Origin of the sequence: Aeromonas sp. MR7, assembly GCF_963899385.1 — a bacterium.
Taxonomy (GTDB): domain Bacteria; phylum Pseudomonadota; class Gammaproteobacteria; order Enterobacterales; family Aeromonadaceae; genus Aeromonas; species Aeromonas bestiarum.
On record NZ_CAWQXH010000011.1, the window covers coordinates 193,688 to 206,553 of the forward strand.

General features: G+C 57.4%; 11 protein-coding genes. 6 read left to right on the forward strand and 5 right to left on the reverse strand.

Translation table 11 applies throughout. The features are described from left to right. The first annotated feature begins 79 nt into the window (after nucleotides 1-79). Nucleotides 80-451 (forward strand): hypothetical protein, encoded by a 372-nt coding sequence (locus AACW87_RS05785; RefSeq protein ID WP_241324443.1) that lies wholly within the window; start codon nucleotides 80-82, stop codon nucleotides 449-451. A 137-nt stretch (nucleotides 452-588) separates the two neighbouring features. Next, nucleotides 589-3,006 (forward strand): YgiQ family radical SAM protein, encoded by a 2,418-nt coding sequence (locus tag AACW87_RS05790; RefSeq protein ID WP_241324444.1) that lies wholly within the window; start codon nucleotides 589-591, stop codon nucleotides 3,004-3,006. A gap of 74 nt (nucleotides 3,007-3,080) precedes the next feature. Here AACW87_RS05790 and AACW87_RS05795 read toward each other — a convergent pair whose 3' ends face one another. Then, complete coding sequence (locus AACW87_RS05795; RefSeq protein WP_241324445.1) at nucleotides 3,081-5,756, reverse strand: AAA family ATPase; 2,676 nt, start codon at nucleotides 5,754-5,756, stop codon at nucleotides 3,081-3,083. Between the two features lie 258 nt (nucleotides 5,757-6,014). Between AACW87_RS05795 and AACW87_RS05800 the strand changes: the two genes are divergently transcribed. Beyond that, entirely contained in the window at nucleotides 6,015-6,230 is a 216-nt protein-coding gene (locus tag AACW87_RS05800; RefSeq protein ID WP_241324446.1) for a hypothetical protein, read from the forward strand. Nucleotides 6,231-6,305: 75 nt separating this feature from the next. On the opposite strand, the gene AACW87_RS05805 is transcribed toward AACW87_RS05800, so the two are convergent. Together AACW87_RS05805 and AACW87_RS05810 are read right to left on the reverse strand one after the other, a co-directional pair. Then, entirely contained in the window at nucleotides 6,306-6,746 is a 441-nt protein-coding gene (locus AACW87_RS05805) for a hypothetical protein (RefSeq protein WP_241324447.1), read from the reverse strand. Beyond that, complete coding sequence (locus tag AACW87_RS05810) at nucleotides 6,743-7,273, reverse strand: DinB family protein (protein ID WP_241324448.1); 531 nt, start codon at nucleotides 7,271-7,273, stop codon at nucleotides 6,743-6,745. The genes AACW87_RS05805 and AACW87_RS05810 overlap by 4 nt, the downstream gene beginning before the upstream one ends. 305 nt (nucleotides 7,274-7,578) lie before the next feature. Between AACW87_RS05810 and AACW87_RS05815 the strand changes: the two genes are divergently transcribed. The 3 genes from AACW87_RS05815 (at nucleotide 7,579) to aqpZ (ending at nucleotide 10,300) form a co-directional block, all read left to right on the forward strand. Next, on the forward strand, nucleotides 7,579-8,490 hold the full coding sequence (locus AACW87_RS05815) for a Gfo/Idh/MocA family protein (protein WP_241324449.1): 912 nt from the start codon (nucleotides 7,579-7,581) through the stop codon (nucleotides 8,488-8,490). Between the two features lie 271 nt (nucleotides 8,491-8,761). Beyond that, complete coding sequence (gene ruvC, locus AACW87_RS05820) at nucleotides 8,762-9,283, forward strand: crossover junction endodeoxyribonuclease RuvC (protein ID WP_043134627.1); 522 nt, start codon at nucleotides 8,762-8,764, stop codon at nucleotides 9,281-9,283. Nucleotides 9,284-9,613: 330 nt separating this feature from the next. Then, complete coding sequence (gene aqpZ / locus AACW87_RS05825; RefSeq protein ID WP_043134628.1) at nucleotides 9,614-10,300, forward strand: aquaporin Z; 687 nt, start codon at nucleotides 9,614-9,616, stop codon at nucleotides 10,298-10,300. A gap of 123 nt (nucleotides 10,301-10,423) precedes the next feature. Here aqpZ and AACW87_RS05830 read toward each other — a convergent pair whose 3' ends face one another. Next, nucleotides 10,424-11,179 (reverse strand): lytic transglycosylase domain-containing protein, encoded by a 756-nt coding sequence (locus AACW87_RS05830; RefSeq protein ID WP_241325008.1) that lies wholly within the window; start codon nucleotides 11,177-11,179, stop codon nucleotides 10,424-10,426. A gap of 156 nt (nucleotides 11,180-11,335) precedes the next feature. Further along, nucleotides 11,336-12,733 (reverse strand): alpha-amylase family protein, encoded by a 1,398-nt coding sequence (locus AACW87_RS05835; protein ID WP_241324450.1) that lies wholly within the window; start codon nucleotides 12,731-12,733, stop codon nucleotides 11,336-11,338. Nucleotides 12,734-12,866 lie beyond the last annotated feature (133 nt).

Here is a 12,866-nt window from a genome sequence, read left to right on the forward strand (position 1 = left end):
AGGTGAAAGACGCAGAAAGCGGATGGTATCACGGCAGCCGGCGGTTAATATGTAGCCAGTTTTAACGTCGAGGTGAGCTATGTTGCCATCTGCTATCTATGAGCCGCTGCCTTTTGCCTATATGGGCAGCGGTTTGCTGTTGCTGGGGGTTGCCGATCAACCGGGCCTGCTGCTGGCCGGACTGGCGTTCTATCTGGCCGGCTCCCTGGCCTGGTTCAGACGCAGTGCCCATAGGCGCATCGACAAGCCACTCCCTGCCCGCAAGCAGGGCTGGCCGCTGTGGCTCTACGAGAGCCGCCCGTTCGCGCTGATCCTGCTGGGTTTGCTGATGCTGCGCCTCGCGACCCACCCCATCTTCCTGGCGCCAGCCCTGGTCTGGTGTCTGCTCGGGGGTTATCAGCTGCTGCAGCGCCATTACAGCCGCATAGTGCTGGCCCGCGTCCTGGCCTGATCCCGTTCAACCCGTGTTATTGAGGCGAGCCCGTCACTGGCTCGCCTTTTCCTCGTGCTCTGTAGGGGCAAAAAGCCATCGCCGCCGCTTCGCTCTGCCGGTATAATGCGCGACCCGAATTGTTCCAGGTGTTCAAAATGCAGCCGGTTACCCACCTTTTCTCCTATCCCCGCTACTGGGCCGAGTGCTACGGCACTGCGCCCTTCCTGCCCATGTCCAGAGCGGAGATGGACAAACTCGGCTGGGACAGCTGTGACATAGTCCTGGTGACCGGTGACGCCTATGTGGATCACCCGAGTTTCGGCATGGCGGTGATCGGCCGCATGCTCGAATCCCAGGGTTTTCGGGTCGGCATCATAGCCCAGCCGGACTGGTCATCGAAGGATGACTTCATGCGTCTGGGCAAGCCCAACCTCTTCTACGGGGTGACCGCGGGCAACATGGATTCCATGATCAACCGCTACACCTCCGACAAGAAGCTGCGCCACGACGACGCCTACACCCCGGGCGATGTGGGCGGCAAGCGGCCGGATCGCGCGACCCTGGTCTACACCCAGCGCTGCAAGGAGGCCTTCAAGGAGGTCCCCGTGGTCATAGGCGGCATAGAGGCATCGCTGCGCCGCATCGCCCACTACGACTACTGGTCCGAGACCATACGCCGCTCCATCCTGCTCGACGCCAAGGCCGACATCCTCATCTATGGCAACGCCGAGCGGCCGCTCATCGAGGTGGCGCACCGCATCGCCAACGGCGAGACCATGGAGACCATGCAGGACATTCGCGGCACCGCCGTGATCCGCAAGGAGCCGCTGCCCGAGTGGCGCGGGGTGGATTCCAGCAAGCTGGATCAGATCGGCCGCATCGACCCCATCATGAACCCCTATATGGAAGGGGCGCCCTGCTCGGATGACGAGGGTACGGCGCCGGTGGAGCAGGAGGCCAAGCCGGTATTGGTGCAGCCGCCCAAGCAGAAGCCATGGGAAAAAACCTATGTGAAGCTGCCGGCGTTCGAGCGGGTGAAGGAAGACAAGGTGCTCTACGCCCACGCGTCGCGCATCCTGCACCACGAGACCAACCCGGGCTGCGCCCGCGCGCTCTCCCAGGCCCACGGTGATCGCATCATCTGGGTCAACCCGCCCGCCTTCCCGCTGGAAACCGACGAGATGGACGGCGTGTTCGGCCTGCCCTACCAGCGGGTGCCGCACCCGGCTTATGGCAAGGAGAAGATCCCGGCCTACGAGATGATCAAGACCTCGGTCAACATCATGCGTGGCTGCTTCGGCGGCTGCTCCTTCTGCTCCATCACCGAGCACGAGGGGCGCATCATCCAGAGCCGCTCGGAAGAGTCGATCATCAAAGAAATCGAAGAGATCCGCGACAAGGTGCCGGGCTTTACCGGCGTCATCTCGGATCTCGGCGGCCCCACCGCCAACATGTACAAGCTGCGCTGCAAGAGCCCCAAGGCCGAGCAGACCTGCCGCCGCGCCTCCTGTGTCTGGCCGACCATATGCCCGCACATGGACACCGACCATACCCCGACCATCGACCTCTATCGCAAGGCGCGGGATGTGAAGGGCATCAAGAAAATCCTGATTGCCTCCGGCGTGCGCTACGACATCGCCGTGGAAGATCCGCGCTACATCAAGGAGCTGGCCAAGTACCATGTCGGCGGCTATCTGAAGATCGCACCGGAGCACACCGAGGAGGGCCCGCTCTCCAAGATGATGAAGCCGGGCATGGGCAGCTACTACAGCTTCAAGGAGCTGTTCGACAAGTATTCCAAAGAGGCGGGCAAGCAGCAGTACCTGATCCCCTACTTTATCTCGGCCCACCCGGGCACCACGGATGAAGACATGGTGAACATGGCGCTCTGGGTCAAGACCAACAGCTTCAAGCTGGATCAGGTGCAGAACTTCTACCCGTCGCCGCTCGCCAACGCCACCACCATGTATTACACCGAGAAAAACCCGCTCAACAAGGTGAGCCGCCAGGGTGGGGATGTGTTTGTGGTCAAGGGTGAGCGCCGTCGTCGCCTGCACAAGGCGCTGCTGCGCTACCACGATCCGGCCGGCTGGCCCATGATCCGCGAGGCCCTGCTGGAAATGGGCAAGGGTCACCTGATCGGCAACGGCCCCAACTGCCTGGTGCCGCCGGAAGGTCGCGGCGAGGCGGTGGCCTCGCGCAGCATCAACAAGGGGCTGAAACCAGCTCTGACCCGCCACAGCAATATCGTTCATCAGCGTGGCAATGGCGCTGGCAACAAGGCTGCTGGCGGTAAGGGCGCAGTGGCTGCCGCCTCGCAAGGCAAGGCTCGCAACGACACCCCTGCCGCCAGCAAGGGCGGCAAGGCGGGCAATGGCAAGCCAGTCGGCTCTCAGCTCAGCAAAGGGGCTGGCAACGGCAAGCCTGCCGCGCAGGGCGCAGGTCAGGGTAAACCGGCCGGGAAACCCGCCCATAAGGGCAAGACCCCAACCCGCGCCGGCTCTGCCAAGCCGGCAGCCCAGGGTGGCAAGCCTGCCGCCAAAGGGAATGGCGCCAAGCGGCCGGCGCGGTGAGTTTTCCTGATTGGAAAGCAATAGCAATAAAAAAGGCGACCAGATGGCCGCCTTTTTATTTATGTCGAAATTAATTAGTTACGACGTTTCTTTAACGCCTTAAAATACATCTCCAAAGCTGTTACGTCTTGCTCAATTTCACTATGTCGAGGGCAGTCAACGGTTAGCCCAGTCGCGTTATCATGACCATACATATAAGTACTACATTTAGACATCGCGGCATTGATTATGTTGTTATCATCAGAGGTGACATCATCCACGATTTCTTTAAGGCTCTGAGTTTTCACGCCACGAGAAAAACGTTCTACAACCTTTCTTAGTAGCCATTCTTCAACAAGACGCTCCCATGTTTCACGCATAAGATTATATATGTGCTTTGCATGGAACTCGTATTTTAAGTCACCAGACATCTCCATTATTTTAAGATTTGGTAGTTCGTTCTTTAAAAAGCCAATTCTAGATGCTGTGTTTTTTGCATCCCAAGGTGGTTCAGGGAACGGGTATCCGCTTGTATCACCAAATTTTGCGATTGAGATAATATTTAGTTTTGACTTGGCTATATCACTAGATTCCTCAAGCATTTTCAGGAATGACATGTCATGGGTGAATACAATAATCTGACGGGCTAACGACTCTGTGGCAATCCGGTCTGCAAACATTCGACGCCACTTGTGATCGAGTGAATTGATTGGGTCATCAAAAATTATGGCTGATTTTCTATCATCGACTGTGAGTTCTGCCATGAAGCTAGCCAAAGCCACACACTTCTGCTCGCCTTCGCTTGCCACATCCCTAATACCGTTTGTTTTTCCGGTTAGTCGTAGCTTAAGCATTTGTTTGCCACGAAGACCACGAGTCTCTGTGTCTATATTAAAGTTATTAAATCGTAGTTTTTGGAGTTCTTCACTAAAAGCTGACTGTAGACTGCCAATTGCTCCGCTTTTTGCAATAAAATTTGTTAGAGCCGTAATTGATGTAGACTGGCAGGAATTTGCAAGATTGTTAAATAGCGCGATTTTCCTTAGGCGGTTAATCTCGTTTAATATACTTTCTCTTGATGCCGTGAGAGTTTTTCTATCTTCTAGGTCTTGAAGTAGAATTGCAAGGTCTGAAATTTGCTTCACTAAGCCTTCGTTAGTTGCCACCTCAGCTTCTTTCTTCTTCCATGAGTCGATTTGACCACTAATCCAATCTACAGCATTAAACTCCACTTTAATCGGTGTAAAATCTGGCTCAGCTTTGATCAGGTTGGCGCGACGAGCTTCTAAATCCGTGTTCAACTCAATAATTTTTTGAGCATATTCAAGGTTATGATCGTGGATCTTTCCTAAAGAAAATTCATATGGCTTTAGATCAAAATTGAGTGACTTTAGATTGGTGATATAGGCATCAAATGTACTTTTGGCGTTGTTAGCCTCTACTTGAGTCTTATCTTGCAGATATTCATTGAATGATTTCAACTTAGTAGCTGCGTCACCTGATATTGGTTGAAGACAAGTAGGGCATGGATCACCTTGAATGGGTGGAAAAACTAACCCAGTATTATGTGTCTGGACAAAGGTTTTAACGTGCCTCCACATTTGTACCCATTCAGGTGAGCAAATACCAGCAAGCTCATGCCCGTCAACAGCTTGGGTGCGTGCAAGCACTGCAGCAGCTTGTTTAGTTTTGTAACCGTCAAACGCGTTCTTAATTTCATCCAACCGTTTTTGGTCAAGATTGCTTCTAAGCTTAACTAAATGGTCGAGTAGTGGTTGTAACTCTTTGCAGCGATCACTATATATTTTACGGATTTGTTCAGGCGTGCTAGATCTTAGTTTTGCTAGTTCTTCACGATGAGCATGAATAGAATCATTCTGCTCTTTGTTTAAACAAAGAGCATCAACATTTTCTATTTTTGTTGTCGCTGACAGAGTTGAAATAAAAGTGTGAACTTTGCTGTTAGCTATAAAATTAGGTAATGGATTAGCCGTAATAAATGGCTTTTTATCATTATCACTACTAATTCTAACAAACTCGCAAGCGTGCATCAACTGCGTCAGTAATTTCATGCCTGCTGGCTTGTACTCGATGGCATCCTCGCCAGAAATATAATGGGCTGCAGAAGTGTTATCGAAGATACGGATAGACTTAAGATCTTCACGCGCTGCAGTCGATAGTGCCCAATCTACATCATGCTGGTCTTCACCAATAACAATTGAGATTTCAGCATTTGGAGAACCAGATTTTTCTTCATAAATATTAGATAATATTTTAGGAGTGTCGCCACGAGTAAGGCAGGCATTTTTTAGTATTTTTGCATAGCTGGATTTACCAGAACCATTATCACCGTAAACAGCTGTTAATCCTTCAATGTTAAACTCGAGCGTTGCATCAGATACAAGAGAAGAAACATTGCTTACTTTACCGATACTCTTCAATTTTACAGCCTGTTTTTCTTCACCAAATCCAGTAATGGTTAATGGAGAAATATAGCTGGCATAATTATCATCTTGCGCTTCTAGACCATGTTCCATTTTGGCGATAGTTAAAAGAAGCTGTAAACTATCACCTTCTAGTTTGCCTTTCTCTGCTGCCAATCTGATAGCATGACGCCACCAGAGATTTTTATTTAACTTGTTAGCCCAGCTAACAACGCTTTCAACCGACATAAGATTTCTCCATAAGGGTAAATCTGGGACACTCATCGCTTGGTGCCAGCCGTGATTTAGCCAGATCCCACGTTCCTGCCCATGGATAACAGCTTCCAATATGCTTCCTTGATCAGCGGGGGGTCGTAACCCATTGCAGTTCAACAGGTTATGGATGGCTATGCTAAGCCAAACGAAGCTGCTCAGGCGAGCATCAGAACTGATACAACCATCAGAAAATCATCATTTTTTGAACTGCGTCATCAAAGCGCTTAAGCAGGTGCGATTAAGGCGGGCAAGCAGGCACGGCTTTGCTATCTTGTTCTGCCTATGGATAAGGGGGGCTGAATGGCCGGCTCCCTTGCACAGGAGCAATAGATGGCGGTGAAAGCCAAATCCAGAAGGGAGAAGGTGGGTAGCGGCCTTGGACTGCTGCTCGGGATCCTTATTTTCAATCTGATTGCATACCAGTTTGTTGAGACAAAAGCACTCTCCGAGACCAACCGGATGATAGGGGCCATTGTCAGCGCCCTGCTCTGCTCCGAGCTGGGGGCCAGAGTGGGTAAATGGCTGGATCGCAGAAAGCCATCTTAGCGGGATTTCCCGAGTCACCCGGCAAATGGCTGTCACCTGGCCATGGGGCAGCAAAGCGTTCCGCTTTATAGCCCCTTATTGCCACACTTCCTGCCCCTTGCCATTGAGCAGGGTGTGGAACAGATAGTGATCGTCCCGATCGTAATAGACGGTGAGGGTGTGGCGCTGGGTGTAATCCGCCGCCACGCCTGCCACCGTCATCGGTATCAGGATCAGCTCCCCCAGCCCCATTGTCACGGCGCTCGCCGTGGCCTGGCCATTGCCGTCAGCGCGCTTGTGGATCTTGCCGAGCACGGTAAAGCGATCGCAACCCTGCACATTATCCTCGGTCAGAAAGGCGGCCTGCTGGCAAAGCTGGGGATCTCCCAGCTCGGCGCGAATGGTCGCGCGTGTCTCCCCCGGTGCCAGGGTGTTGCGAAAGCGCCCCGAGTAGTGATCGATGGCGGCGGCGCAGCCGCCCAGCAGCAATGGCAGCACGAGCAGAAATGGGCGAGGGAAGCGCGTGGATCGGTTCATAAGGGCAGGGCTTGGTTTGAGTCATCTTTGCCGCGCCGCTTGGGTTCGCTGCGATGCAGGAAGGCGGTCAGGGTATCGCGCGGCGGCGTGATGCCGCACTGCGCCAGAATCCGCCCGACAGCCCCCCTGTGATAACCGCCATGAGTCACCAGGTGCAGCAGCATCTCTTCGCGGCTCATCTGCCCCCTGTCGCCATCGACAAAGCGAAACGAAAGCAAGGTTTCACCCTCTTGCGGGCTCAAGGTAGCGACGTAATCCACCAGCCAGTTATCCAGCTCGGTGACTGTGCTGCGCAGGGCGGTCAGGGTCGGCGTTTCCGGGGTATTGGTGGCGGTAAAACCGTGCCGTTCCCCCAGCAGATTGGCCTTGAAGATGGCATCGACCACATGGATATGGTTGAAGATCCTAAGGCAGGTGTGGTGGTCTTCGGCATATTGCTGCGCGTCCAGCGTGGCGATCGCATCCAGCAGCTCGCCATCGGCCCAACGCTTGTAGTGAAAGAGGGATTGCAGCGTCTTGTTACTCATCGGTTCCTTGCCCCTATGTCTCCTTGAAGTGGGGCATGTTAGCCAAAATGGGTGCAATACGAAACCCGTTTTGCTGGCGATACATATGTGCCCACCTTGGCTATTGGCAGGGGGGAGTAAAGCCACTTCCGCCTGCTCCTCGGTTGGCAAGGGAGGGCGAGAATAGGCTCCTCGCCCTTGCGAAGGGGGAGGCTGAGAGGGGGTGGGGCAGCCCGGGTTGCGGCAAGGCTGGATCTGCGGGGGAAATCCTGAGATGGTGCGGGCACTTAGCCGGTTATCCACTGATCGAGTGACAAGGAGTTCCCATGCGCATTGCCTTGATTGGCCTTGGTGATATCGCCCAGAAGGCCTATCTGCCGCTGATTGCCAGCGACGAGCGGGTGACCCCGCTGCTCTGTACCCGCAATCCGACGGTGCTGGGCAAGCTGGCCCGCCAGTACCGGATCCCCGAGTGCTTTACCGAGGTGGATACACTGCTTGCGAGCCGCCCGGATGCCGTGATGATCCACGCCGCCACCGCCGTGCATGGCAAGCTGGCCCAGCAGTGCCTGCGCGCTGGCATCCCTACCTTTGTCGACAAGCCCCTGTGTGACAACGCAGCCGAGGTAGAAGCGCTCGCCAATCTGGCCATGGCGCAGGATTGCCCGCTGTTTGTGGGTTTCAACCGCCGCTATCTGCCCGCCATGAACGCCACCAGGACAGATAATCAGTTGCTTACCGAGCTTAACTGGCAAAAACACAGACACGCCCTGCCGGGGCTGCCGCGTCCGTTCCTGTTCGACGACTTTATCCATGTGCTCGACAGCCTCTGTTTCTATGGCGGCGCACCGACCGGGGATCTGCATGCGGTGCTGAGGCGGAGTGCCCAGCAGCCCGAGCTGCTGGCCGGGGTGAGCATCGCCTGGCAAAGCGGGCAGACGGCGGTGAGCGGCAGCATGAACCGCAGCGCCGGCATCACGGAGGAGCGCATCGATGCCTATGGCGACAACCTCTCCCTGCATATCGAAAACTGCACCCGGGGCACGATTGCCCGAGACAAGACCCTGCAGACCCTGGCACCGGACGACTGGCAGCCGGTGCTGGCCCAACGGGGCTTCGTGGCCATGCTCGATCACTGGTATCGACAGATCGAGCTGGGCAAGGCCGATGGGGCACTCATCGAGAGCTATCTGCAGAGCCACCGACTGGCCGAGCGGCTGGTGGCGCTGGCGACCTGATCCTTCTCTGTGCCTGTGGCACCTGATTGGGCGGGCCCGCACGGGTGAGGAAACAGGCAGACCACTGTACAAGATGACGGATCCCTGCGCAGTCAGCCGGCGAGGGCGCCGCCGCGCGAGCCAAGCGGACGCTTGTTTGCTATCTTGGCGGCCATGAACTGCCTTCAGAGCAACAGAGTGTCATGAGCATTGTTTTGGGAATGGAGCCGGGCCACAGGCTCACGGGTGACGAGGCTGTGAGCCGCCCCCAGGCCAGCATGGCGGAGCGGCCATGAGCATTATTCTGGGGATAGACCCAGGTTCGCGCATCACAGGCTATGGCGTCATCCGCATAGTCGCAGGCAAGGCGGAATACCTGGGGTCGGGCTGCATCCGCACCGATTTGGGCGAGCTGCCGTCACGCCTCAAGCAGGTGTATGACGGGGTGAGCGAGATCATCACCCAGTTCAAACCGGACGAGTTCGCCATCGAGCGGGTCTTTATGGCCCGCAACGCGGATTCTGCCTTGAAGCTGGGTCAGGCTCGCGGCAGCGCCATAGTTGCGGCGGTCAATGCCCTGCTGCCGGTCAGCGAATACTCGGCGACCCAGATCAAGCAGGCTGTGGTGGGCACGGGCGGCGCGGCCAAGGAGCAGGTGCAGCACATGGTGACCCATCTGCTCAAGCTGTCGGCCACGCCCCAGGCGGATGCGGCGGATGCGCTCGGGGTGGCACTCTGCCACTTCCATACCCGCCAGAGCCTGATCAAGATGGCGGGGCGGGCCACCAGCTCGGTGCGCGGCCGCTATCGCTGAACCCTGTCGACGCTGACTGCGTCTGAGGAGCAATGTGAGAGGAGGGCGCCCTCCTCGTTTATCCGTTGCGGCTGGGTCCTCAGGTGCGCGCCATCCTGTTGTTAAAAGCCTCAACAGAGTCACAAGTTGTCGTACCAGATGGCGGGACGCCATTCGGGACTGACGACAATCCTCTTGATTAATCAATCACTTGTGACCTTGCTCACACTTTCCTGGCGAGACAGGCTCACTTCGCCTCGTCATGTCACGCTCCCATAATGTGGCGCCGTTTAAGGACGGCGACCTCGTGAGCCCAGGCTCATGTTCCATCCATCATTGGGAGAGTTGAGAGTGAAACCTTTTGCAGCTGAGTTTATGGGCACCTTCTGGCTGGTGCTGGGGGGTTGTGGCAGCGCAGTGCTGGCCGCCGCCTTCCCGAACGTGGGAATCGGCCTGCTGGGCGTGGCGCTGGCGTTCGGTCTGACTGTGCTGACCATGGCCTATGCCATAGGCCACATTTCAGGTTGTCACCTGAACCCGGCCGTGACCGTGGGGCTCTGGGCCGGTGGCCGTTTCCCGGCCTCCGGTGTGCTGCCTTACATAGTCGCTCAGGTATTGGGCGGGATTGCGGCAGCGGCCGTGCTCTATGTGATCGCCAGCGGTCAGGCCGGGTTTGACTTAAGCGCAGGTTTTGCCTCCAACGGCTATGGCGAGCACTCGCCGGGCGGCTACAGCCTGCTGGCAGCCCTGGTGTGCGAAGTGGTGATGACCGGTTTCTTCCTGTTCGTCATCATGGGCGCCACCGACAGCCGGGCCCCGGCCGGGTTTGCCCCCATCGCCATCGGTCTGTGCCTGACGCTCATTCACCTCATCAGCATTCCGGTGACCAATACCTCGGTCAACCCGGCGCGCAGCACAGGGGTTGCCCTGTTCGTGGGTGACTGGGCCCTCGGCCAGCTGTGGCTGTTCTGGGTTGCTCCGATCGTCGGTGCCATTCTGGGTGCATTGGCCTATCGCGTGATCGCCCCTAAAGCGTGATCCGTGACGAAAAAGTGTGGTATCGACACGCCCCCGGGCGTGTTTTTTCGTTTCAGGGGGGGGCGCAAAAACGGGCCGCAAGGGCCCGGCTGATTGCGTTGCAGGGTGTAAAGAGGGAAGGGGTCACAGCCCCTTGGCGCTCAACATGTCCTTGTAGCGCTGGCGCAACAGCTGCACCCGCTCCACATAGGCGCGGGTCTCGGCATAAGGGGGTATGCCCCCATGTTTTTGCACAGCGCCAGCCCCCGCGTTGTAGGCCGCGGTCGCCAGCGCCACGTTGCCGCCATATTGCTTGAGCAGCCCTGCCAGGTATTTCACCCCGCCAAAGATATTCTGCTCGGCCATCAGGGCATCGCCGACCCCCAGCTCGCGCGCCGTGGTCGGCATCAGCTGGGTCAGCCCCATGGCGCCCTTGCGGGAGACCGCCAGCGGATTGAAGGCGGATTCGGCGTGGATCAGCGCCCGGATGAGCGCGGGCTCCACCTGATAGGCCTTGGCCGCCGCCTGTATCGTGCTGGCGTAGTCGTAGAGGAAGAGGCCGGTGGTGCGCCAGTTGACCTTGGAGGCCGGATCGCAGGCGTAGCAGTCGTTGAACAGCAGCAGCTCGTAGTGGCCCTGCTCCGGCATCATGTCGGAGTAGCGGATCACGCCATTTTTCTGTACCGATTTGTAGACCTGGATCTGGCGCGTGCCGGGCGGCAGGCTGGCGGTCAGCCGGGTGGGTTCTGGCAGTGTGCTGGGCGCGGGCATTGGCTTGGGCGCCGCAAGAGGAACTGAGAGGGGGGCCTGTGCCTCTGTGGTCAGGATCACCACCTCGGCCGGCGGGGGAGTCTGGCTCCAGCCGGGCGGGGAAAACAGCGGGATCAATCCCATCAACATCCATGCTTTCAACGGCTTGCTCCCTTAGCCTCGTTAGCCTTGTTGAGTAAAGCATCATGGCGCTGGCAGAACAAGCTGCCGATGAGCGCAGCGCCCGAAATAAACCGGCAAATAAAGAGGGGCCGCACTGTGGCGGCCCCGTCCGGTGTCTCTTCCTTATTCCTGCAGCCAGAGCCGGGCACTGCGGGCGGGGATGGCGACCCGTACCCACTGACTCTGCACATTGATCAGGGCGTTGCTGTCGAGCACGTCCCGGTAGTTGCGATACCAGTTCATCTCGAACTTGGCGGTATCGAGCCAGTACTCCTGCTCGTAGTCACACTTGTTGATGCCGACCAGTCCCAGCTTGCCGCGCTTGAACAGCACGAAGCAGTCGCCGCTGCCGACCAGCTGCATGGGCTGGCCCTGCACCGTATTGTGGAAGCGGATCATCCCCTTGAGGTCGCTGCGCTGATAGTAATCCTGCCAGCGCAGCCCATCCTTGGCCTGGGTCTCGCCGTGATCGGAATAGACCAGGGGCGAGCCGCCATCGCGGCCGAGCAGATAGGCATAGGCCAGCTTCTCGTCGGTCTGGTTCAGGATCTGGTAGCGAAAGCCATCGTTGGTGGGAATGTCGTGGGTGATGGCGAAGGTGACGGCCCGGCTGCCCGGCAGGGCCTGACCGTAGGTACCCGGATCCGCCAGCAGGTTCATGCTGCCGCCATAGCCCAGCGCTCCGCGCAGGGAGGCAAACAGCGGGAAGTCATAGGCCCCCTGACCGCTGCTGTCGAGATAGGGTTTGAGGAAGCGTTCGTAATCCGTGCTGCCGGCGCCCCCCGTGGTGATCACCTCGCCAAACACCTGCACGCCCTGTTTGATCTCGGGGGTGAACACGGCGTTGATCTGGTAATCGCTCATGTGCTTGACCGCATCGACCCGAAAGCCCTTGATCCCCATCCCCTTGAGCGCCTTGAGGTAAGCCTGCTGCTGGCTCACCACCCAGTTGTTGGGGTCGAGATCCGGCAGCCCCTTGTCACCGGCGCCGCCGCACAGGCGCCAGTACTGGACGTGGCCCGGATCGCTCCAGTCGGTGATGCAGCCTTCGGGATGAAAATCCGAGCCGGCCAGCAAGTTCTGGCCCAGATCGCCGAACAGCTTCTGGCGCTCTAAGTAGGCGGGGTTGGCCGCATACTGGCCGAGCAGCTCGCTGCCGGGGTAGTTGAGATCGCTGCGCTTCCAGCTCTCGTTGGCCATGTGGTTGAGCACCACGTCCGCATAGACGGCTATGCCTCGCGCCTGCATGGCGGCGATCAGCTGCTCGAGATCCTGCTTGTTGCCAAGGGGGGTGTCGATGAGGCGCAGATCCTGCGGTTGATAGCGTGCCCACCACTCGTTGCCCGACGACTTGAGGGGCGGCGAGATGAGCACCTGTTTGTAGCCGGCGGCCTTGATGAGATCGGCCTTGGCGGTGACTTCACTGTATTTCCAGTTGAAGGCGTGCAGTATGACGTCGGCTTGCGCCAGAGGGGCGATCAGCATGCCTGCGATCACCCAGATTCCCGCTGTTTTTTTCATTATTGTCAGTCCTTGTTTGGGTGCCCATGTGGGCACCCAGAGCCTCACATCGGCCCGCCGGGCCGGCAATCTCCTTTTGACTGTTTTGTGAGCATTTTCAAAGGGGAGTATGCGGATCTGTGACGGCTTGCAT